The following is a 22,751-nucleotide window of genomic DNA, read 5'->3' as shown; positions in this document are numbered from 1 at the left end:
TTAATTCAATTGCTCGAAAGATTGTGCTTGTTTGGGCATCGCCAACGCTTGATCGATATAGGCCACACGTAAAGTATCCCGGGAACCTAAATAACGCTGATAGAAACTTGAGTTTAAAATGGCTGCCGCACCATGCGTAAGTGCCCAAATGGAAGCCAGATAATCACGCACTTCCATGTGACTATTAATAGATTCCAAATATTGTTCAGTCATACGGATAATGATGCGTAATCGGCTTTTACGAACCTGATATAGTTCACTAAACAACAAGCCAATGCCAACACCCGTTGTAGAAATGCGTTCTTCAATTTGATGAAAAAGCACAGTACGTTCAGGATGATGTAAGTGATGCAGCATAAAAAATGCTAGATGTTCAGGAAACTGTTTTTCCGCATCTTTAATCATTTCTAGCAACATGCGCTCATTACGAATAATAAGCAACATATAGAGTTCATCTTTACTTTGAAAGTGTTTATATAGAGTACCTTTGGCCAAATCCAGTTCTGCTGCCAAAGCATCAAGGGTCATTCCTGCTTCACCATTTTCCAAAAGCAACTGCTCTGCCACTTGGAAAATTAACGTTTCTCTTGCTCGAAACTGAGCCTGACGATCCATCTTCACCCGATAAACTCTCTTTTCACTATTCAATCAATGGAAATTTTTAATATCACCAGAACATTAAATTTTTGCATCATTCCACTATGCAAATTAATGTCCTTTGAGCAGGTTTTCAAAGTTTTGTGTTGTTATGAAAGCCATTTCCTCTAAGGACTTATCATATACATCACTTAGGGCTTTGGCTACATACGGAACGTATTTTGGCTCATTTGTCTTACCGCGATATGGCACAGGTGCCAAATATGGACTATCAGTTTCAATTAAGACACGGTCTAAAGGTACTTGCTTGGCCACATCACGTAAATCTTGCGCATTTTTGAAGGAAACAATGCCTGAAAATGACACATAATAACCGCAATCCAACACCGCTTTGGCAGTTACCCAGTCTTCAGTAAAGCAATGTAATACACCATGTGTCGACTTTTCAGCACGGATAATATCTACTGTATCTTGCTTGGCAGCACGGGTATGTACCACCACAGGTTTTTTTACAGCTTGTGACGCATGAATATGCCGCGCAAAGCAGGCTTTTTGCTCTGCGACAAAATCGGTACTGTGAAAATAGTCCAAACCTGTTTCGCCCAAAGCCCAGACTTTGTCTGCTTGTGCTAAAGCAATCAGTTGCTCGGTGGTGGCACGCGCCATATTTTCTGCATTTTCACAAGGATGCACACCCACGCTATAACCGACATCGGCATGGCGTGCTGCAATTTTTGACAATGCAATATGATCGTCTAAATCGACAGAGATACCCATAATTTTAGACACACCCGCTAGGCGTGCCTGTGCAATTGCTGCATCTAAGTCACCATCATAAGGGCTTAAATCCAACATCGTTAAATGACAATGTGTATCTACAAACACGATTTTTTCCTAAAAGCAAACAACCTACATAGTGTAACTGTTACGGTTGTCAGACTTAAGCCCCGCAAGGATTCTTTCGGCTTCAGATTTGTAATAAACGCCTTTTTCACCGCTCAGTTGAATGCCAAAGCCCTGCAATTTGATGCCGTTTTGCTTTTGCGAAATCCAGATGACTTTTCCTGTAAGTGGAATTTTTTGTGATTGTTCAGGCAAAGTTGCAAGCACGAAGATTTCTTCACCCATTTTTACAGGTTGTTTTGAGGGTACAAATAAGCCACCGCCCACAACGTATGGCATATAACTTAAATATAGCGTTTCGACATCAGGAATATTGGCCTGAATAATACCGCCCATACGTGGTTGCATCATGTTCCCCTTAAATATTCATCAACTTAATACATAATTGATCAAGCACTAGATTACTTTGCACGTTTTGCTCAAGCATTGGCTTGGCTTGCTGTAATTCTGCATATAAACCAAACAGACTTTCTAAGTCATATTGTTCAGCCAAATGCTGCAAAGCGGTGCTTAAATCCAAATTTTTAATGCTTTGATTTAGCTTGACACAAATTAAATCACACAACAAGTATTCAAACATCTGACTAAAATCAGTAAAGCTCAGCGCCTTGTTCCACTTGGTTGCGATCGCCATCGGCATATTTTTTTGCGTCACCAGTTTATACCAGTCTTTCAGAAAATCTGTACGCTGTTCCAGCCATTCTGCCTGTGCCAACTGCAAAGCCTGCAATGGCATTTGATTAGACAAATTCATCAACAATTGCTGTTTGTTCGCATCTAAATCGGGCAAATGCTGCTGCAAATATGCCGTAGCCTGTGCAGCATCAATACGGTCTAAAGCAAAATGCTGCAAACGGCTACGAATGGTTGCAGGTAATTTAAGATAATGATCTGCCAGCAAAATAATCACGATGCGATCACCCGGTTCTTCGAGGGTTTTCAGCAACGCATTGGAAGATGCAATATTTAAGGCTTCAGCAGGTTCAATCACAATCACCCGCCAGCCATCTACCGTTTGCTGGACAAAAGGTAATAAATCACGGATCTTCTCGATCTTAATTTTCGCGTTTTGCTTTTTATTCTCTTCATCGGTGCTGATATAGACATAATTCGGATGTGTATCTGATTTTAACCACTGACAACTGCTACATTCACCACAAGGCTGTGACTGCACATCACGCTGTTGGCATAAAATCCAAGCCACAAATTGCTGTGCAAAGGCTTCTTTACCACAACCCTGTTTGCCAAAAAACAATAAACCATGCCCCATTTTGGGAAATCGCCCTGTCAGGTTTTCCCAAACTTGTTGCTGCCAAGGATATACTTGTCCAATTACATCACGTTGCATGGTCGGTGATTCACTTACTCAAAATGGGCAATATCCATTGCATTTAAACGGTCTAAGTCTGCTTGGGTATCTACACCCGGTGGTAAATTGGCTTCTGCAACTGCAATGGCAATACGATGTCCATTTTCCAAGACACGCAATTGCTCTAGGCTTTCCAGCTTTTCCAATGTTCCCATTTCCCAAGTCACATATTCTTGCAGCAATTCCACACGGTACGCATACAAACCTAAATGGCGATACGCATGTGCATGCAATTGTGGTGTCGCTGCTTTCGCACCATCGCGGTCATAAGGAATCGTGGCACGGCTAAAATACAAAGCCTGATTGTGTTTAGACATGACCACTTTAACAATGCTGTCGCGAGTAAATTCATCTAGTTGCTGAATCGGCTCACATAGCGTAGACATCGAGCATTCAGGTTGAGCTTCTAACAACTGCGCCACTTGTTGCACCAATTGCGCAGGCAAAAGTGGCTCATCGCCCTGCACATTGACGATAATATCGTTTTTATCCCAACCTTTAATGCGCGCCACTTCACTTAAACGATCTGTACCTGATGGATGGTCTGCCGAAGTCAGCACTACATCTACACCTTCGGCACGGCATAATTCTGCAATACGAGCATCATCGGTCGCCACACACAAGTCATCAAAACCTGCCACTTTTTTTGCCTGATCAACCACACGTAAAATCATGGCACGACCATGAATTTCCAGTAAAGGTTTGCCTGGCAGGCGTGAACTAGCATAACGTGCAGGGATAACAATGTGCTTCATAATTTTCCTTATCATGGTCTTTCAGGCAGGTTTAAACCCAATTGTTTCAATTGTTGATGTAAGGTGACATAGCAGGCCGATGACAATACTGCATCTACAGGTACAACCCAAATTTCACGCTGAAAATCTGGATATTGTTTTAACAGAGGCAATAACTTTACTGCATCTTTTTCTGTGGTAATAATCGGTTGCGAATCTTCAAACTGCAAATCGGTAATTTCATAGTCATGATGGTCTGGAAACTCATGACATTGAAATTGGGTCACACCCATCGACTCTAAAGTTTTATAAAACCGCTCAGGAAAGCCAATGCCCACGACAGCATAAAAATTTTGGGTCGGATCAAAAATTAATTCTTGTGCGGGATGCAATAAGTATGGCGCTGCAACGGCCAAATGCATATTTAATTCAGAACTCGGTTGCGCTGCATGTTCAATCACCGTGGCATGCTCTAATCGAGATTTTGGTTCACGCAAATAACCTTCGGGCAATATTTTCTCGTTACCCAAACCACGATTATTATCTAAAACAATCCATTCCAATTGACGGTTTAAAGCCAAATGCTGCAAACCATCATCACTAATAATCAAATCCAATTCATGCTGTGCAAGTAACAATTCAATACTTTTTTGACGATTTGGCCCCACAGCCATCGGTACGCCTGTAGATTGCACAATCAAAGTCGGTTCATCGCCCACTACGTCAACATTAGCGTCAATGCTGACATAGGCTGGAAATGGGCCTTTTCCGCCATAACCACGGCTAATCACGCCAACACGAACATCTAAACTTTGTAGATATTTGACCAAGTGAATCAGCAAAGGGGTTTTGCCGCTGCCACCCACAGTAATATTGCCAATCACCATCACAGGTACGGGCGCGGTATAAGCGGTTTTAATACCTGAACGATATAAGTTTTGATTGAGCAAACTCACGCCACGGTACAATAAAGACAAGGGCCTAAGCACAACCAGCCATTTGGCCTGTTGCTGCCAAGCGTCCTGAATAAATTGTGCCAAAGACATGAATTAATGTTCCTCGAAGTTACGCTGATGCAACTGAAAGTACGCGCCTTTTTGCGCCATGAGTTCCTGATGAGTACCTTGTTCTAAAATACGTCCCTGATCCATCACTACAATACGGTCAGCATTTTCGATGGTAGATAAACGGTGTGCAATGACAATGGTGGTACGGTCTTGCATAGCCGCATCAAATGCACGTTGAATAAAGTATTCAGATTCATTGTCTAAAGCACTGGTGGCTTCATCTAAAATTAAAATCGGTGCATTTTTCAAGATTGCACGTGCAATGGCAATACGCTGTCGCTGACCACCCGACAAATTCAAACCTTGCGCACCTAATGCTGTGTCGTAGCCTTGCGGTAAAGCCATGATAAAGTCATGTGCATAAGCCGCTTTGGCTGCAGCAATCACTGCTTCATCACTCGCACCTTCAAGCTGACCATAGGCAATATTTTCACGCACCGTACGGTTAAACAATACCACTTGCTGATTGACCATAGCAATTTGTGAACGCAGGCTATTCAGCTCAATGTCACGAATATCATGCTGATCAAACAAAATTTGCCCTGAAGATACTTCCTGAAAACGTACCAACAGATTGACCAATGAGGTTTTACCCGCACCTGAACGACCGACCAAAGCCACTGTCTCGCCTGCTTTGACATCTAGATTGAAATCATGAATGGCATGGTGTCCATCTGAATACACCAAATTCACATTTTTAAATTGCAAATTGCCTTTTAAGTCTGGTGTAAGCGTCCCGTGATTGTCTTCTTCAGGCATATCGAGCAATTCAAAGACTGAATGTGCTGCTGCCAAGCCGCGTTGTAATTTTTCATTAATATCGGTAAGAGCTTTAATTGGCTTACTCAACATGCCTGCTGCAGTGATATACGCCACAAACTCGCCAGCTGAAATATCACGTAGAATTTCTGGACGTAAGGCAATCCAGATAATAATTGCCAAAGCAATGGACATAATGAACTGCACCACTGGGCTGTTCAATTGTTGCACCGCCACCATCTTTAAACCACGACGCAGGTTTTCTAAAGAGTTTTCTTTAAATCGGCTTTGTTCATAGGTCTGACCACCAAAACCTTTGACGACCAAATTACCATTCACCGTTTCTTGCACCACGTGGTTTACATCCCCCATGGTGTCTTGTACTTGAATAGATAAACGACGCATGCGTTTTGCAGCTTTACGAATCAGCAAGCCAATTAATGGGCCAAATACCAAAATACAGAGGGTCAAACGCCAGTTGGTATACAGCAAATAGCCGAGCAAGCCGAGTGTAATCAAACCCTGTTGTACCAATGTACGCAGCGATTCTGTAGATGCAGCGGTCAACTGCTCTACGTTATACATAATTTTGGCAGTAATGTGCCCACTGGTATTATCTAAGTAATACTGTGCAGGTAAACGCAGCAATTTAGCAAAGACTTCCTGACGGATATTGAATACCAAATTACGTGAAATCACTGCGGTATAGTAACCGCCAATAAAAGTTCCCAAACCACGGAAAAACATCAGTGCAATGACTAATAGCGGAAATAGTGTGGTGAAAGATTGGTCACGCTCCTGAATGGCATTAATAATTTTTTCCAAGAGTTTTGCCACAGATACTTCTGTGGCTGCATTAATGGCGAAACCGATAATCACCAAGATTGCCAAGCCCCAAAATGGGAGCAAATATCTCAGAAGACGGCGATAGACCTGTAAATCCTTCTTCACTAATAACCTCGAGTTGGGACTTTCGTACTGATATTGATGTTGACGAAACCAAGTTGTCCTGCGACATCCATCACTCGAATCACATCTTGATGAGTGGCTTTGGCATCTGCAGCAATGATAAACATTAAATCGTGTCGATCTTGAGAAATTTGTTTAATTGCTGTGCTTAAATCTGCCACTTCCTTAGTCGAAAGTGCCTGACCATTGACAGAATAATGCCCTGAAGAATCTACCACGACTTCAATTTTATGTTCATAAGATTTTGGTGGTACGCCTTGCGCATCTGGCAAAGTTAAATTCATACGGCTAAATTGGTTAAATGTGGTCGAAAGCAACAAAAACACCAAGATGAACAGTAAACAGTCAATCATTGGAGTCAGGTTAATATGAATATCTTCAACTTGCGAGCGTTTGAATTTCATAAACTCACCTTAGCTTACTTTTTTCACATCTTGCACATCCGCATCAAGCTGATGAGGTTGACTCTGATGAAATAATCCTGCGTGAAACAAAGTCGCTTGCTGCTCTAACTCAGCAGTATATTCTTGCACCAAACGCTGAAAATAACGATAGGCAAATAAGGCTGGAATTGCAATTAACATACCTGCAGCAGTGGTAATTAAGGCTTTAGAAATCCCTGGAATCATTAAGGTTGGATTACTTGCACCCACATCAATCACTAAAAATGATTCAATAATCCCAAGCACTGTACCCAATAAACCCAATAATGGCGCAACTGCACTGAGCGTACCCAAGAAGTTGATATTTTTTTCTAAATAACCAATTTCTTGTGAAGCTGTCGCTTCCATTTGTGCACGCGCATAGTGTTCTGATTGTTGTTTGTTACGCGCACCCGCCTCAAAAATACGGCCTAATGTACTGTTTTTTAAGTTGGCACTTTGATTCAGTTGTTGCAACACAGTCGCTAAACTTTGCCCGCGGTTGAGCAACAACGCATTGGGCAAAATACCTGCTCTCTTTAAACGCATAAAACGCTCAATGGTAATTGCAACGGTAAATACCGAGCACAATACCAACGGCAGCATCAGCCAGCCACCTGCTTTTACCAATTCCCACATTCGCTTTTCCCCAATAAAATACGAATTAAAATTAATCGGACAGGCAAATATTTAAAATACCATCCAGCTCTTCCAGAGAGTGATAACTGATGGTCAATTTGCCCTTACCTTGCTTGTTATAATCAATTTTAACATCTGCACTAAAACGCTCAGAAAGACGTTGCGTGAGTTGTTGAATATCAGGCGCAATAGCCGTTTTCGGCTTTTCTTGTTTTGGCGCATTAAAGTCACGTACCAACTGTTCGGTTTGACGTACCGATAAATTCTTTTCAATTACATGCTGCGCGACTTTGAGCTGATCTTTAGCTTTCAAAGTTAAAATAGCACGTGCATGACCCATATCTAGCAAGCCTTGCTGCATCAACTCTTTAACAGGCTCAGCCAAAGTGAGTAAACGCAATAAATTACTGACCGTGGTACGTGCTTTACCTACGGTTTCGGCAATTTCCTGATGACTCAAGCCAAACTCATCGTGAAAGCGTTGTAACGCCATTGCCTGATCAATTGGGTTGAGGTCTTGACGCTGAATGTTTTCAATTAATGCCAAAGCAATCGCGACCTGATCGGTCAAATCACGCACAATTGCAGGAATTTCAGTTAAACCTGCCAACTGTGCAGCACGCCAGCGACGCTCACCTGCAATAATTTCATAAGGATGTTGTTCGTCATCTATCGGACGAATCACAATTGGCTGCATTACACCATGTTTTTCAATAGATGCCGCCAGTTCCTGTAAATCTTGCTCTTGAATAAAGCGACGCGGTTGATATTCACCACGTTTTAATAAACTGACATCAATTTGTTTTAGCTGACCATGATCTAAAGATTGCACTTCAAGTTGTAATTTTTCTTTCTGGATTGACCCCAATAAGGCATCCAAACCACGACCTTTGGCTAATCCGCGTTTTTTTGTGGTCATGCTTTACTTCCTTTTTTCACTTTGCTTTTCTTCAACATTTCAGCTGCTAAATTCAGGTAGGCAACTGCACCCTTTGAGCTTTTTTCAAAATAAATGACGGGTAAACCGTGTGCAGGCGCTTCTGCCAAGCGTACATTACGCGGAATCACGGTATCGTATAATTTTTTACCAAAATAGTGTGATAATTCTTCAGACACATCACGGGTTAGGGCATTACGCGCATCATACATGGTGCGTAATACACCAATAATTTCTAAATCAGGATTGAGTGCTTGTTGAATACGGTCAATGGTTTGCGTCAGGTCAGCCAAACCTTCAAGTGCATAATATTCGCACTGCATTGGAATGATTACACTTTGCACTGCTGCTAAAGCGTTTACTGTAATTAAGCTTAAACTTGGTGCACAGTCGACAATAATATAATCAAAGTCTTTGGCAACTTCTTGCAAGGCATTGCGCAAAATAAACTCACGCCCCTCTTGCTCAGCAATCACCAATTCAACCCCAGCCAAATCACGATTGGCACCCAAAACTTTATAACCAACTTCTGCCTTGCTAATTGCAGTTTCAATCGGCACTTCGCCCAACAATACATCGGTCACTGAATACAGCAAATCATTTTTTTGAATGCCTGAACCCATGGTGGCATTGCCTTGTGAGTCCATATCGACCAATAAAATGCGCTTTTTCAAAACAGCCAAAGATGCTGCCAAATTTACTGCGGTTGTGGTTTTTCCGACACCACCTTTTTGGTTCGCAATCGCAATAATTTGTGCCATGATCACCCCAGTCCTTTGAAAATTAGATACGTTTTAATAAAAGTAAATGACGTTGTTCGTCTAAGCGCGGAACTTTAAGCTCGATAATTTCACAGCTGAATTCATCTTTCAATGCCTCTACTTCATCGGCAGGAATCAAACCTTTCATAGATGCAATAATACTTTGCTCATGCATAAATGGTTTTGACGCGGCTACAAAGTCAGTTAAAGATGCAAAAGCACGACTGGTAATTACATCAAACTGACCTAACTCGCGGATGCTGTCTTCATTTTCAACACGGGTCTGAACTGCCACGACGTTTTTCAGTTTTAAATCGGCAATAAACTGTTTTAAGAAACGAATCTTTTTACCATTCGAGTCCAATAACACGCAATCGCGCTCAGGCTGACACAAGGCAATAATCATGCCCGGCATACCACCGCCAGTACCAATATCCAGTAAACGACCTGCAGGCAAATCTTTGAGGATGCTCAGACTATCTAGCAAATGCTTCACTAGCATTTCTTTCGGGTCACGAATTGCAGTGAGGTTGTACGCTTTGTTCCATAGCACCAAAGCATCTTGGTATTTGAGTAATAAATTTAAAGCCTCATCACTGAGCTCTAAACCTAAAGCCTGACTACCTTGCTTGAGTTCCTGAAAAAACGAATGCATCACAATTCACATCTCGAAAAAGTTAATGGAAGTATACCGATTTATAGTTGCAGTCATAGGGGCGAATGCTTAGTGAATATGCACTTAAGCGTACACACCCTGCTGAATTTGTTGATCTAGCGTATTTAATCGTTCAGGAGTGCCAACATCCACCCAAACACCCTGCAATTTCTGTGCAGAAATTTTTTCTTGCTGCATGGCTTGTTTGAGCAATGGCGCAAGCGGACGTTTGCCCGATTCCAAACCGTTAAACATTTGCGGATGCATCACCGCCACGCCACTATAAGTCAGATTTTCACCTGAGCGTGCTTGCTCAAAAGTATAGGCTTTGTTTGCAGCCAAAGTGAAATCACCTTGCGGATGCTGCACAGGGTTTTCCACCAAAACCAAATGTGCCAAGTCGTCTTGAAGCTGCACATTTAATAGTGGCGCAAAATCCATGGTGGTCCAAACATCGCCATTCACCAATATAAAAGGTTCATTGCCCAATAATGGCAACGCATTGATGATGCCACCTGCAGTTTCTAAGCCTTCGCCTTCATGCGACCACAAAATTTTCACACCAAATTGCGAACCATCACCCAAAGCATCTGCAAGTTTTTCACCCAACCATGCCGTATTGATGACAATTTCCTGCACACCCATCTTTTGTAATTTTTCGATGTGCCACACAATTAAAGGCTTACCACCGACTTCCAATAATGGCTTAGGTGTATGCAACGTTAAAGGACGCATACGATTACCCATGCCTGCAGCAAGAATCATGGCTTTCATTTAGGCAACCACCTCATACTGACCATATTTGGCTGTAAATTTTGGCATTACTGTCGTGTGAATAAAGTGCATAAATGGTTGTAATTCTGGATAAGGTTTACTTTCTTCAAGTAAATACCACATTACGCGCGGTAAATCCTTGAGATAACCCGATTTACCATCACGCTCAAATAAACGCACAAAAATACCTAAAATTTTGATATGACGCTGAATCGCCATCATATCGGCATCTTTTTTAAATTGTTCAAAATCACGGTCTTGCTTAGATGCTGCCGGCAACAAGTCATAAAACATTTTAAACCAGCGATACACACGCTCAGCATTCCACTGTACATAAGCATCACGGGTAATTGAAATCAGGTCATAGGTGTCTGCACCAATCACTGCATCCTGAAAATCGATTACACCTAGCTCGGTATCATCATTAATTTTCATTAAGTTACGACTATGAAAATCGCGATGCACAATCACTTGTGGCTGAGCCAAAGCGGCATTGGCCAAAATTGCAAATGTACGTTTAATTAATGCACTTTCTTCAGCCGTTGGCTGAATCTGTAAGGCAGGCAATAACCAGTCGGTGAGTAGTTCCATTTCACTGATCAGTTTGTCATACGAGTATTCAGGGAAATGTGCGGTACCATCAATATCTTGTAATTGAATTAACTGCTTAAAACACTGCGCATAGTAGTCATCTACAGTCTGATCATTCAGCAAGGTAGATAATAAGACATCACCAAAATCTTCAAGCAACAAAAAGCCTTGTGTCAGGTCTTTAGCTACAATTTTTGGCACGCGCACGCCATGGGCAGCAAAAAACTCATCAATCGTCACAAAAGGACCACAATCTTCTTTTTCTGGTGGTGCATCCATGAGCATAAATGTTTTATTATTCAATTTGATTCGTGCGTAACGACGGAAACTTGCATCGCCTGCTAAAAAATGAGTTTCAAATTGATCTGAACCAAGTACAGATGTTATCCATGTTTGTATCAATTGTTCGCGTTGTGTATTCATTTGCAATAAATTCTAATACAGGCTGAGTTTTTAAAGTGTTAAGTGTAGCTACTTCTGCGCTTTTTCTCTATGATGCGACAATAATTAATTGCGATTAAGCACTCTTGGTTGATGAGATAAATGAAGCATCAGTTTAAATTTAATCCTTTAGCGACTGCGGTCTTAACTCTGTTATGTGGTCACTCTGTTTCCAGTTATGCACAGACAGCAGATCAGGCTTCATCGGTCAGTCATATTGACAACCAACGGCTTAAACAAAGTATTCAAGAGACTTACCCAGGTCAGCAATTCTTTGAGCAATATTATGTTGATAAAGCAACGCCCGAAGCGCAACAACAATTTGGTAACACAGCCAGCTCGGCTTATTGTAAAGGTGCTTGGCTGACACCTATCAGTTCAAATACAGTTGCTGTAGACGCTGCAGAAGCAACCTCTACCGTTACTGCCGATTATGGTCACTATGACCCAAATGGCGATTCTGTCTTAGAAGGCAATGTCCTGATTGACCAGCAAGGCCGTCAAATTCGCGCCGATAAAATTACCATTGATCAGACCCAAACCTTTGCCAAAGCCGAAGGTCGTGTACAAATGGCACAAGCTGGTTTACTTGCGCAAAGTGATGAAATTAACTACAACCTTAAAACTCAGCAAGGCGATTTAAATAACAGTTTTTATATTGCTGAAGAACAGCATGCGCATGGCATGGCAGAAAAAATTGCACGTACCTCAACCAATACCATGGTACTCAATAACGCCACCTACAGCACCTGCCCACCCGAGCAAGCGCCAACCTGGAAAATTCAAGCCAATGAAATTAAGCTGAATCAGGAAACGGGACGCGGTGAAACACGTGGCACCAAATTGTATGTGAAAAATGTACCAGTTTTGGCTGTACCCTACTTCAATTTCCCAATTGATGACCGCCGTACCACAGGTATTTTGACGCCTAGTTTTGGCTTTACCAATGATGGTGGTGTCGAGCTATCTGTGCCTGTATATTTAAACCTTGCACCGAATTTTGATGCTACCGTTAGCCCACGTTATATTGCTGATCGTGGCGCGATGCTAGAAGGTGAATTCCGTTATTTAACTGAAAATTTTGGTTCAGGTAAAATTTGGGGCGGTTATTTAGCATCGGATGCCAAATATGATGACCAAGACCGTAAAGACTTACATTTTTTACACGGCTGGCAAATCAACGAACAATTTTCAACCAACTTAGAATATAACTATGCATCGGACAAAGACTACTTTGCCGATTTAAATAACAACCCGAACTCTAAAACCGACCTAAATTTACGTCGTGCTTGGGAGTTGAATTATCGTAACGGCATACCGGGTTTAAAAGCACAGCTCAAAGTTGAAGATTTCCAAACCCTGGATAAGACGATTCCATCTGTGGATCGCCCTTATGCACGCCTACCACAATTTTTATTGAACTATAAAACGGGCAATCCTCAAGGCTTCCAAGTCGAATTTAATAACGACACAGCTTACTTCAAAAAAGATCTAGCTGCGCAAGATGGGGAACCAAGTGGTACGCGTATTTATAATGACTTTGCTGTGCGTTACAACTACCGCAACCCGTGGTCATTTGTAATTCCTGAAGTATCGTTACGTAACATCAACACCTTCTATGACAAAGAGACCCTAAGTACAGATACGTATAAATCTTCAAGTAAAAGTGAGTCGGTTACTGTTCCGCAATTCACTTTAGATACAGGGATTACCTTTGAAAAAGATGGTCGCTTCTTGCAAACCATCACCCCGCGTGCGTTCTATGCCTATGCACCGTACCGCAATCAAAACGACCACCCGAACTTTGACTCTGTAACCGCTTCTATTAATTATGACCAGCTGTTCAGTCCAAACCGTTTCTATGGTCATGACCGTTTAGAAGATAACAACTTTTTGTCTTTGGGTTTAAGCTATAGCCTGTTTGATGAAATTGGTTTAGAACGCCTTAGAGCAGGAATTGGTCAAAGTTTTTACTTTGAAGATCGTCGTGTCACGTTGGATAATACCGAAGACGAATTTAATACGGAAAACCGTACTGGGCCAATTGTGAGCTTAACCAGTCAGCTAAGTCAAAACCTCAGTGTGGGTGCCAATGCTGCATGGATGTCAAATGGCGACAATGCACAGCGCAGTGTCAATATGCTTTACACGGGTGATCAAGGCAACTTATATAGCTTTGGTTATATTAACCGTCGTGTTATTCCAAACCGTCAAGATCATTATGATCAAGTTGTGGCATCGTTTATTCAACCTATTCACAACAACTGGCGCATTTTAGGTCATGCTCAATATGACCTAGACAACAGCGTTGCGCGTGAATATTTGCTAGGTGTGAACTATGAGTCGTGCTGTTGGGGCATCTCAGTCTATGGTCGCTCTTACTATAACGATTTAGATGATGTTACCGATGCCGGTGTAAAACCAAAACGTGCCATTATGGCGGAATTAAATTTGAAAGGTTTAGGCGGTTTCAATAATAAACTTGCATCTTTGCTTGAAAACCGTATTTTAGGTTTTAATAAAATTAATCAATCTTGGACACAACGTTAATGAAGACAGAACAGTTAAAACGATTTTTAAAAGCATCAACCTTAGCACTTTGCATGACAGCAGCGCTGCCTGCATTTGCTGCGAATGATCAAATTGTGGCTGTAGTTGACAATAGTGTCATTTTAAAAAGTGATTTAGCGCAAAGCGTGGTTGAACTCAAACAACAACTTGAGATGCAAAAGCGCCCTGTTCCACCACAACACATTTTAGAACAACAAGCTTTAGAACAACTGATTGTACGCCAAGCGCAATTAGAGCAAGTCAAACGCTATAACATTAAAGCTGATGAAAAATCTTTAAATGAAGCAGTTTTAAAAGTTGCACAGCAAAATGGCGCAAACAGCCTAGAAACTTTTCAGCAAAAATTAGATAAATCTGCACCAGGCAGTTATGCGTTTTTACGTAATCGTATTGCCGAAGATTTAGCTATGAATCGTTTGCGTCAGCAAGTGGTGATGTCACGTATTCAAATTAGCGATCAAGACGTTGATAACTTTCTAAAAACCCCACAAGGTCAGGCTGCCTTAGGCAACCAAGTCCATATTTTGCATGTGCGTGTTTCTGGAGCAGAAAATGCCGCACAAGTTGCGCAACAAGTCAAAGCTGAATTGGCACAAAGCAACGATATTCAAGCCATTAGCAAAAAATACACAGGCAATGGTGTAACCGTACAATCTGCAGACATGGGTTTACGTAACCTAACGGATATTCCTGCAGAACTTGCTGCACGCATTACACCGTTAAATGTAGGTCAAACCAGTGAACTGATTGAAGTCCGTGATGGTATTCATGTGGTCAAGCTCTTAGAGCGCAAAAGTACTGAGCAACGTGCACTAGTTCCACAATATCAAACTCGACATATCTTGATTCAGCCAAGTGAAGTCGTAAGCCCTGAAAATGCGAAACACATGATTGACAGTATTCACAACCGTTTAAAAGCGGGTGAAGACTTTGCAACCTTAGCAGCGACGTTCTCTAATGACGCTGGCTCTGCACGTGATGGCGGCAGTCTAGGCTGGGTGAATCCTGGCGTGATGGTGCCAGAATTTGAAAATCAAATGAAAAATACTGCAAAAGGTGAAATTAGCGCACCATTCCAAACCCAGTTTGGTTGGCATGTACTGCAAGTGACCGATACACGCCAGCAAGATATGACTCGTGAATACCAAGAACGTATGGCACGTCAAATACTAGGTGAACGCCAGTTTGATACTGAATTGGATAGCTGGTTACGTGAAACACGTAACAATGCTTTTGTAGAAATTAAAGACCCAAGCTTAGACCGCAAGAAAAACTAAGCTTAAGTTTTCTGCTATTTCCAAAATTAAAACCAGTGTAGCAACACTGGTTTTTTATGCTTTTTTACCATTTGCACTTCATCTTAGCCACTACCAAAATACGACTTTGATAAAAAAACCATAGACATAAAAAAACCTCTCATTTCGAGAGGTTTTTTAAGAAGATCAATTAACGGTTGTTATCGTCTTCTGAAGATTCTTCAAATTTAGAATCGTTGTCAAAACCGCCAGTTGCTTGACCGCCACCGAAGCCACCTTGACCACCGAAGCCACCTTGACCACCGAAGCCGCCGCCTTGACCACCGAAACCACCTTGACTACCGAAGCCACCACCTTGACCACCGAAGCCACCTTGACCGCCAAAGCCACCACCTTGAGCACCGAAGCCGCCTTGACCACCGAAGCCACCACCTTGACCACCGAAGCCGCCACCTTGACCACCAAAGCCTGCGCCTTGACCGCCTGCTGGTGCACCCGCTGGACGTGGATTACGTGCAGGAACAACTGTAGAAATTGCATGTTTGTAAACCATTTGGCTTACCGTGTTTTTCAATAAAACAACATATTGGTCAAAAGATTCAATATGACCTTGTAGCTTGATACCGTTCACAAGGAAGATAGAAACAGGAATACGTTCTTTACGGAGAGAATTTAAGAACGGATCTTGTAAAGTTTGACCTTTAGACATGTTATAACTCCAAAAATAATTAAAAATCAGCGCAAAAACTATCTTTATTTTTCAATTAAAAATTATAAAAAAGACAGTGTGTAAATTTTGCTTTATCCGTACCAGTTTCGCAAGTCTTCTTGAGCCTGCTTTATCGTAAAATATGTGTGAAATTTATGCGATTCTTGCAACGATCTGAGCCAAGTATATTGACGTTTCGCAAGTTGTCGTGTTGCGAATAGCGCCTTATCCTCCATTTCCTGCATTTTTCCGCGACTTTCATCACCTTTTTGTAAAAACTCTAAAGCTTGACGATAACCGACAGAGCGCATGGAAGGTAAATTTGCATCTAAATCGTATTTTTCAATAAGATGACGCACCTCATTTAAAAAACCCATTTCCCACATGATCTCTAAGCGTTTTTCAATACGCTGATGTAATTCTACCCGATCAGGCACTAAGGCGTGGTTATGAAAAGTGTAACGATATGGTACATTTTTAGGTTGTTCTGCTTGCAGTTGGGTAATTGGTGTGCCTGTTAATTTATAAACTTCCAAAGCACGAATAATACGTTGCTTATCGGACACTTTAAACTTTTGTCCCGCCAATGTATCTACCGCGCATAATTCTGCATATACAACTTCCCAACCTTCACGCGCGGCTTTATCTTCAATTTCAGCACGTACTTGGTAATTGGCGCTGGGTAAATTTGAAGATAAACCTTCAAGCAATGCCTTAAAATACAGCATGGTTCCGCCCACTAAAATTGGGGTTTTGCCACGCGCATGCATATCGTCAATCAAGGCGCAGGCATCTTCAACAAATTGCGCAGCAGAATACACTTCAAGCGGGCTGATAATATCAATCAAATGGTGCGGATAACGCGCCTGCTCCGCTTTAGTCGGCTTGGCTGTACCAATGTCCATATCTCGATAAACCAGCGCAGAATCGACTGAAATTAGCTCAAAATGACCTAGTTCATAGAGTTCACATGCCAAAGCAGTTTTACCACTTGCAGTTGGTCCCATTAAATTGATGACCGGCAATTGTTTTGACATGTAACACTACTCTCCTCGAGCAAAAAGTTTATCTAATTGAACCAATGGAAAAGCACGCCATGTTGGACGACCATGATTACATTGGCTGGCAAATTCAGTTTGTTCCATTTGACGTAACAAGGCATTCATTTCAGAAAGGCTCAGCATTCGGTGTGCACGTACTGCGCTATGGCATGCCATTCCTGCCAAAATATGATCACGCTTTTGCAACAAGGCTTGCGCTTCATCATTCGGGTCTAAATCATCAAGTAATTCAGGAATTAATTCGGCAAAATCTGCCTTATGCAAAATCGCGGGCACACCGCGCACAATGACCTGTTCATCGCCATATTGGTCTATTTCCAAGCCCAGTCGTGCCAATTGTTCTTTTAAATCATCCACCCGCATGGCTTGCATGCGGCTAATGCTGATAACTTTGGGGATCAGCAATTGCTGCGAAGTCCAAAACTCAGGTTTATCCCAAGCGGCTTTCATCTGTTGCAACACAATTCGTTCATGGGCGGCATGCATATCTACAATAATCAAGCCTTCACTGTTTTGCGCCAGAATGTAAATACCATGCAATTGCGCAATTGCAATGCCGAGGGGATGCTCATCCACCGCAGGTGTTGTGTTTGTTTGCGTAAGATTGGCTGAGTCTTGATCTAGATCACGTAAAGGCGCGAGATAGCTTTTTAAAGCATTGTTGAGCTGTTGCGAACCTTGATAATTACTCTGCACAGGTCGGTTATATTGAACTGTCTGCGGCTGACTCTGATTAAAATCGGTAAGTAACTCACTTCCCGCTTGTGAAGCGGGCTGCATCGTGTACGCATCTACTGCATCGTCAGCGGAATTGTAAGGATTTGCCTCGGCATGTTTGTGCAGTAAAAATTGTTCCTGATAACGCGGTTGCACCACATAAGGCGCAGCTTGTTCGATAGGATCGGCTTTCATGGCTGTAGCTAAATCTGCAGTTGCAGTTTGAAATTGAGCTAAGGTTTCTTTGGCGTAATGTCTTACAAACTCATGAACTTCTCGCTGATTTAAAAAGCGAATTTCATGCTTGGTCGGATGCACATTGACATCAATATTTTCAGGTTCTACTTCTAAAAATAGCAAATATGCAGCATGTTGATGTCCATGCAAAATACCTTCGTATGCCATACGCAAAGCATGGGAGATGGTCTTGTCTTTTACAATACGTCCATTCACATACACATATTGCAGATCGGCTTGTGAACGTGCATCGGAAGGATGCCCCAACCAACCTGATAAGTGCATGGTGACACTGTCAGCATCTATCCAATAGGCATTTTCGACAAAGTTTCGTCCTAAAAGTTGCTGCACGCGCTGAAAACGCAATTCGCCACTGTCTGCAATGGGTAAATTCAGTTTGATGCTGTCGTTGTGTTCCAAAACAAAACGAATATCGAAATGTGTGAGTGCCAAACGACGCACAATTTCTTCAATATGTCCGAATTCTGTACCCGCTTTTTTCAGGAATTTACGTCGTGCAGGCACATTAAAAAATAAATCCTGTACCCGAATATGTGTGCCTTTTTGTGCAGCAACGGCCTGAATATCTTGATGGTCAAAGGCAGTGCCATTGACTTCGACCTGATAACCGACACCATCTTCAGTTTGGCTACTGACCAAAGTCAAACGCGATACTGCTGCAATTGATGCCAGTGCTTCACCACGAAAGCCTAAACTGACAATAGCATGTAAATCATCAGCCGTTTGAATTTTACTGGTCGCGTGACGAGTCACCGCCAAAGGCAAATCTTCAGCATGAATGCCACGACCATTATCAATAATTTCAATGAGTGTACTGCCGCCTTGTGCCACCCGAATAATTAGCTCGGTTGCACCTGCATCAATGGAGTTTTCTAGTAGTTCTTTGACCACAGAGGCAGGACGCTCAATTACCTCACCCGCAGCAATTTGGTTGGCTAAGGCAGGTTCAAGCGTGTGGATCCGACGTAGATTTAACACATCATTAGGCATGATTAAATTGTTGCTCCAAAGCTTGTTGTAATGCAACCGAAGACGAACTTAGCGTTGCAGTACGGCTTAATTCATCTTCCGATTTTTTAATTTCAATGATCAGGTCTGCGGGCGGAATTTCATCGCCACCTTTTGATGGCCATTCAAATAAAAACAAGGCATTTGGGGTTTCTAAATAATCACGAATGCCCATCAGCTCTAATTCATAAGGATCATTTAAACGATATAAATCAAAATGAAAAATATCTTGTCCTTGTATTTGATAAGGTTCCACCAAGGTGTAAGTCGGGCTTTTAACCGCGCCCTGATGCCCCAAATGATGTAGAAAATAACGCGATAAAGTGGTTTTTCCTGCGCCTAAATCACCAATTAAATAAATCACACCCGACCGAAAATGCGTTGCCAAAACCTGCGCCAGATTTTGGGTATCTTGCTCATTATTTAAAGCCAAATTAAATGAATACTGCATAACGCTCACGACATGATTCAAAAGACCAATTATGATAGCATCGCACTGCTTTAAAGCCTATGTACTGATGGATAAAACTGTGTAAATGTGGACAATTTATAACAAGTTTAGACAAGGCAATGAATCAAGATTATTAAGCTTAGCACCCAAGCTGCTTAGGCTATTTTCAATATGATGAAAAAGAAACTCTCCCACCTGAATATGAGCAATTTGCAGATGAAGTCGACTCATCCCAACACCTTTGTTCCACCCATGCTAGATGGTGTGAGCGCCAGCAAATTGCATTTACCCAAATTAAGCACACAGCCTGAATCAATTTTTCGTTATTTATGTGCCCAGTTTGCCCATATTTCTGCACAGGAATGGCTGCAACGCTTTGAGGATGGTCTGGTTTATGATGCCGAAGGCAAGCGTTTAGATTTAGATACACCTTATAGCGCACATCAGGATATTTTTTATTATCGTTTTTTAGCGCATGAAGTTGCCGTGCCTTTTCAGCATCAAGTTTTATTTGAAAATGAACACTTATTGGTTGTAGATAAACCACATTTTTTGACCATGAGCCCTACAGGGCAATATGTACAAGAAACCCTATTAGTACGCTTAAAAAAACAAACACAGAATGAGCAGCTCACGCCTATTCATCGTTTAGACCGCGAAACTGCGGGTGTGGTGCTGTTTTCCAAACAACCAGAAACTCGGGCGGTGTATCAGCAATTATTTGCAGAACGTCAGGTGCAAAAAACCTACCATGCCATTGCGCCTTATCAAGCTAATTTGTCACTACCATGTACTGTGCAATTACGCATGGAAAAAGGTGAACCTTTTTATTTGATGCACGTCGTGGCAGGCACACCTAACAGCGAAACAGAAATTCGTTTGCTTGAACATAATCAAACATGGGCAAAATATGAATTAAAGCCTACAACAGGCAAGCAGCACCAACTGCGTGTGCATTTAAATAGCTTAGGTATTGCGATTAAGAACGACCCGTTTTATCCCATTTTACAGCACAAACAAGCAGATGATTTTTCTGCACCGCTACAATTGCTTGCCAAGCATTTAAGTTTTTTTGACCCGATTAGCCAGCAACAATTCCACTTTAGCGCACAGCAAGAATTGACATTGTAATATGTTTGTCATTACAAAATAGTGGATTTTCGTTGTAGTCATATTGAAATTACAAATGAATTGTTTACAATATTGCTAAAATTTAAATCTATTTCCTTCTATTAAAAATTATGAGAAAAACTGAAGTCTATCAAGTACGCTTGGACTCTCAAGAGAAAAAACAAGCCTTTGCTGTGTTTAAACAGTTGGGGATTACGCCTGCGCAAGCGGTACGTTTGTTTTTTAAGCAAGTCGTGCTGACTAAATCAATTCCCTTTTCAATTGAAAATCAGAATATTAATCTGGAACAATTGATTAAGTTACGCAAATTAAAACAAGAGCAAAAAGCAACGCTAGTGGATGCAACCCCAAGCAATGAAGCATCTGTAACTGGCAATAATAGTGTTGAAGATTTTGAACTGGATGATGAACATCTAGACTTGTTTGATGAACTCAATGCAATTTTGGGTGAAACTGACAAAAATTAACAGTGTTGCATTTTTAAACAATTCTTTAAAAATTTACTTTAAAAACTTAGCTATGCTTCATGCAAGGACAATAAAAAAGCATGGAGTATCGTAATGATTGTAAGACGTGCCACTTTAGAAGACTTAGACCAACTTGCTGTATTGTTCGATGAGTATCGTCAGTTTTATGGTGCATCCTCGAATTTAAGCCTTTCAGCAGCATTCTTAAAACAGCGTTTTGAAAATCAGGAAAGTGTGATTTTCATTCATATCAAAGATCAAACAATCACTGGATTTGTATTACTTTATTTAGGCTTTTCTTCGGTTGCCTGCTCGACCTACTATATTTTAGATGACGTTTATGTCACCCCTGTTTTTAGACGACAAGGTTCGGCCAAACAGCTCATTGATACTGCAATTTTATTTGCACGACATGAAAATGCGCTACGGATTAGCCTTGAAACACAAAAAAGTAATTACCAATCCCACCAATTGTATGAAAAGATGGGCTTTGTCAAAGATGATGAATTCCAGACTTATCACTGCTTTTTAAAATAGTCACCTGATCTGACGATTACGGCTTTAGGCAAAGGGTTTAAATTTAATCTGACGTAAGCCATTGCTCATAAGCTATTGATGAAAGCTCAGCTAAACTCATGTTATTCCATACGGCTTTTTGCCAACTCGACATGATCAGGGCTTAAATACATCCATTCACCCACATCTAAAGCCAAATCAGTCAAGTTTAATGCACCAACTTGCTGACGATGTAATTGTTCTACTTTATTGCCCACTGCTGCCAGCATACGTTTAACTTGGTGATAAACACCTTGATGAATGGTCATCTGCAATTCATGTTCAGCAAGCTGTTGTACCTCTGTTGCAGCAAATGTCCCTGATTCATTGCGCAATGCGACACCCTGCTCAAGTTGCTGGATTTGTGTTGCATTAATCGGGTCTGCGGTGTGCATAGCATACACTTTTACCACATGCTTTTTAGGATGGGTCAATGCTTGTAAAAACTGTCCATCATCCGTCAGCAATAACAGCCCTGTGGTGTCCTGATCTAAGCGTCCAACACACTGCAAACCACGATTCAGCAATACATCATCAAACAAGTCAAACACACTAAAATGATGGGTCGCTTGATGCGAACACTCATAGCCTTGTGGTTTATGTAAGGCGATATAGACCTTTTCACGATATTGATAATTTTGCCCATACACCGAAAATTGCAAAACCGTTTCAGGCGCAATTTTTATCGCGAATTTAGGATTGGTCTGGGTTTCGCCCATAATGGTGACTGCACCATTTTTAATGAGTTGTTGGCAATGTTTACGTGATCCAAAGCCTTGTGATTGCAACATTTTTTCCAACAACATGATGAGCGACCTAATGATAAAAAGTATAAATATATTTGCTGCTATTCTAAACCAAATACACCGTAAATTCTGAACACATTGCGTACCTTGCCCGCTTGTAGTTCAAAACAGTTACAATAACTGCACTTTTCCAATTTATTTCC

Annotated in this window: 24 protein-coding genes; 5 read left to right on the top strand and 19 right to left on the bottom strand. The window is 41.5% G+C overall.

Annotated features, from left to right (window positions below):
• The 14 genes from ACEO2X_RS04000 to ACEO2X_RS03935 all read right to left on the bottom strand — a co-directional run bounded on the left by ACEO2X_RS04000 (position 1) and on the right by ACEO2X_RS03935 (position 11,600).
• A complete protein-coding gene (locus ACEO2X_RS04000) occupies positions 1–615 on the bottom strand; it encodes a TetR/AcrR family transcriptional regulator (RefSeq protein ID WP_371971111.1) in 615 nt (204 codons plus the stop codon).
• Positions 616–708: 93 nt separating this feature from the next.
• Positions 709–1,482, bottom strand: a complete 774-nt coding sequence (locus ACEO2X_RS03995; RefSeq protein WP_104851894.1) for a TatD family hydrolase — start codon at positions 1,480–1,482, stop codon at positions 709–711.
• Positions 1,483–1,506: 24 nt separating this feature from the next.
• Positions 1,507–1,848, bottom strand: coding sequence for a PilZ domain-containing protein (locus ACEO2X_RS03990; RefSeq protein WP_026438361.1), 342 nt, complete (start codon positions 1,846–1,848; stop codon positions 1,507–1,509).
• Between the two features lie 10 nt (positions 1,849–1,858).
• Positions 1,859–2,848, bottom strand: a complete 990-nt coding sequence (locus ACEO2X_RS03985) for a DNA polymerase III subunit delta' C-terminal domain-containing protein (RefSeq protein ID WP_004976804.1) — start codon at positions 2,846–2,848, stop codon at positions 1,859–1,861.
• Between the two features lie 14 nt (positions 2,849–2,862).
• Positions 2,863–3,624, bottom strand: coding sequence for a 3-deoxy-manno-octulosonate cytidylyltransferase (gene kdsB / locus ACEO2X_RS03980; RefSeq protein ID WP_004976805.1), 762 nt, complete (start codon positions 3,622–3,624; stop codon positions 2,863–2,865).
• 11 nt (positions 3,625–3,635) lie between these two features.
• Positions 3,636–4,649, bottom strand: a complete 1,014-nt coding sequence (gene lpxK, locus ACEO2X_RS03975; protein ID WP_131261483.1) for a tetraacyldisaccharide 4'-kinase — start codon at positions 4,647–4,649, stop codon at positions 3,636–3,638.
• Between the two features lie 3 nt (positions 4,650–4,652).
• Positions 4,653–6,380: a lipid A export permease/ATP-binding protein MsbA gene (gene msbA / locus ACEO2X_RS03970; RefSeq protein ID WP_371971110.1), complete on the bottom strand. Its 1,728-nt coding sequence runs from the start codon at positions 6,378–6,380 to the stop codon at positions 4,653–4,655.
• Complete coding sequence (locus ACEO2X_RS03965) at positions 6,380–6,802, bottom strand: biopolymer transporter ExbD (RefSeq protein ID WP_180062205.1); 423 nt, start codon at positions 6,800–6,802, stop codon at positions 6,380–6,382. Before ACEO2X_RS03965 ends, msbA begins: the two co-directional genes overlap by 1 nt.
• Before the next feature lie 9 nt (positions 6,803–6,811).
• Positions 6,812–7,459 carry a MotA/TolQ/ExbB proton channel family protein gene (locus ACEO2X_RS03960; protein ID WP_004976814.1) on the bottom strand — a complete coding sequence of 216 codons (648 nt, stop codon included), beginning with the start codon at positions 7,457–7,459 and terminating at the stop codon, positions 6,812–6,814.
• 31 nt (positions 7,460–7,490) lie between these two features.
• On the bottom strand, positions 7,491–8,378 hold the full coding sequence (locus tag ACEO2X_RS03955) for a ParB/RepB/Spo0J family partition protein (protein WP_096901174.1): 888 nt from the start codon (positions 8,376–8,378) through the stop codon (positions 7,491–7,493).
• On the bottom strand, positions 8,375–9,157 hold the full coding sequence (locus ACEO2X_RS03950) for a ParA family protein (RefSeq protein ID WP_096901175.1): 783 nt from the start codon (positions 9,155–9,157) through the stop codon (positions 8,375–8,377). Before ACEO2X_RS03950 ends, ACEO2X_RS03955 begins: the two co-directional genes overlap by 4 nt.
• Positions 9,158–9,179: 22 nt before the next feature.
• The gene (rsmG, locus tag ACEO2X_RS03945; protein ID WP_131261485.1) at positions 9,180–9,812 is read right to left on the bottom strand and encodes a 16S rRNA (guanine(527)-N(7))-methyltransferase RsmG; all 633 of its coding nucleotides are present in this window, start codon (positions 9,810–9,812) and stop codon (positions 9,180–9,182) included.
• 84 nt (positions 9,813–9,896) lie between these two features.
• Positions 9,897–10,586: an N-acetylmuramate alpha-1-phosphate uridylyltransferase MurU gene (murU, locus tag ACEO2X_RS03940; RefSeq protein ID WP_131261486.1), complete on the bottom strand. Its 690-nt coding sequence runs from the start codon at positions 10,584–10,586 to the stop codon at positions 9,897–9,899.
• Entirely contained in the window at positions 10,587–11,600 is a 1,014-nt protein-coding gene (locus tag ACEO2X_RS03935) for an aminoglycoside phosphotransferase family protein (RefSeq protein ID WP_131261487.1), read from the bottom strand.
• A 120-nt stretch (positions 11,601–11,720) separates the two neighbouring features.
• Here ACEO2X_RS03935 and ACEO2X_RS03930 point away from each other — a divergent pair, with 120 nt between their 5' ends.
• Together ACEO2X_RS03930 and ACEO2X_RS03925 are read left to right on the top strand one after the other, a co-directional pair.
• Positions 11,721–14,168, top strand: coding sequence for an LPS-assembly protein LptD (locus ACEO2X_RS03930; protein WP_371971109.1), 2,448 nt, complete (start codon positions 11,721–11,723; stop codon positions 14,166–14,168).
• Positions 14,168–15,466, top strand: a complete 1,299-nt coding sequence (locus ACEO2X_RS03925) for a peptidylprolyl isomerase (RefSeq protein ID WP_371971108.1) — start codon at positions 14,168–14,170, stop codon at positions 15,464–15,466. Before ACEO2X_RS03930 ends, ACEO2X_RS03925 begins: the two co-directional genes overlap by 1 nt.
• A gap of 169 nt (positions 15,467–15,635) precedes the next feature.
• Here ACEO2X_RS03925 and hfq read toward each other — a convergent pair whose 3' ends face one another.
• The 4 genes from hfq to tsaE form a co-directional block, all read right to left on the bottom strand.
• On the bottom strand, positions 15,636–16,154 hold the full coding sequence (gene hfq, locus ACEO2X_RS03920; protein ID WP_154320804.1) for an RNA chaperone Hfq: 519 nt from the start codon (positions 16,152–16,154) through the stop codon (positions 15,636–15,638).
• 92 nt (positions 16,155–16,246) lie between these two features.
• Complete coding sequence (gene miaA, locus ACEO2X_RS03915) at positions 16,247–17,191, bottom strand: tRNA (adenosine(37)-N6)-dimethylallyltransferase MiaA (RefSeq protein ID WP_371971107.1); 945 nt, start codon at positions 17,189–17,191, stop codon at positions 16,247–16,249.
• Positions 17,192–17,197: 6 nt separating this feature from the next.
• A complete protein-coding gene (gene mutL, locus ACEO2X_RS03910; RefSeq protein ID WP_371971106.1) occupies positions 17,198–19,180 on the bottom strand; it encodes a DNA mismatch repair endonuclease MutL in 1,983 nt (660 codons plus the stop codon).
• A complete protein-coding gene (gene tsaE / locus ACEO2X_RS03905; protein ID WP_179995337.1) occupies positions 19,173–19,649 on the bottom strand; it encodes a tRNA (adenosine(37)-N6)-threonylcarbamoyltransferase complex ATPase subunit type 1 TsaE in 477 nt (158 codons plus the stop codon). Before tsaE ends, mutL begins: the two co-directional genes overlap by 8 nt.
• Before the next feature lie 216 nt (positions 19,650–19,865).
• Here tsaE and ACEO2X_RS03900 point away from each other — a divergent pair, with 216 nt between their 5' ends.
• The 3 genes from ACEO2X_RS03900 (at position 19,866) to ACEO2X_RS03890 (ending at position 21,784) form a co-directional block, all read left to right on the top strand.
• Positions 19,866–20,780: a pseudouridine synthase gene (locus ACEO2X_RS03900; RefSeq protein ID WP_154320807.1), complete on the top strand. Its 915-nt coding sequence runs from the start codon at positions 19,866–19,868 to the stop codon at positions 20,778–20,780.
• A gap of 110 nt (positions 20,781–20,890) precedes the next feature.
• Positions 20,891–21,247: a type II toxin-antitoxin system RelB/DinJ family antitoxin gene (locus tag ACEO2X_RS03895; protein ID WP_004976848.1), complete on the top strand. Its 357-nt coding sequence runs from the start codon at positions 20,891–20,893 to the stop codon at positions 21,245–21,247.
• Between the two features lie 93 nt (positions 21,248–21,340).
• Complete coding sequence (locus tag ACEO2X_RS03890) at positions 21,341–21,784, top strand: N-acetyltransferase family protein (protein ID WP_371971105.1); 444 nt, start codon at positions 21,341–21,343, stop codon at positions 21,782–21,784.
• Between the two features lie 101 nt (positions 21,785–21,885).
• Here ACEO2X_RS03890 and ACEO2X_RS03885 read toward each other — a convergent pair whose 3' ends face one another.
• The gene (locus ACEO2X_RS03885) at positions 21,886–22,608 is read right to left on the bottom strand and encodes a pseudouridine synthase (RefSeq protein ID WP_371971104.1); all 723 of its coding nucleotides are present in this window, start codon (positions 22,606–22,608) and stop codon (positions 21,886–21,888) included.
• Between the last annotated feature and the right edge of the window lie 143 nt (positions 22,609–22,751).

This window comes from Acinetobacter sp. AL9, from assembly GCF_041464035.1.
Taxonomy (GTDB): Bacteria; Pseudomonadota; Gammaproteobacteria; order Pseudomonadales; family Moraxellaceae; genus Acinetobacter; species Acinetobacter towneri.
The sequence above is the reverse complement of the archived record's forward strand: the minus strand, read 5'-3'. Positions and strand labels throughout refer to the sequence as shown.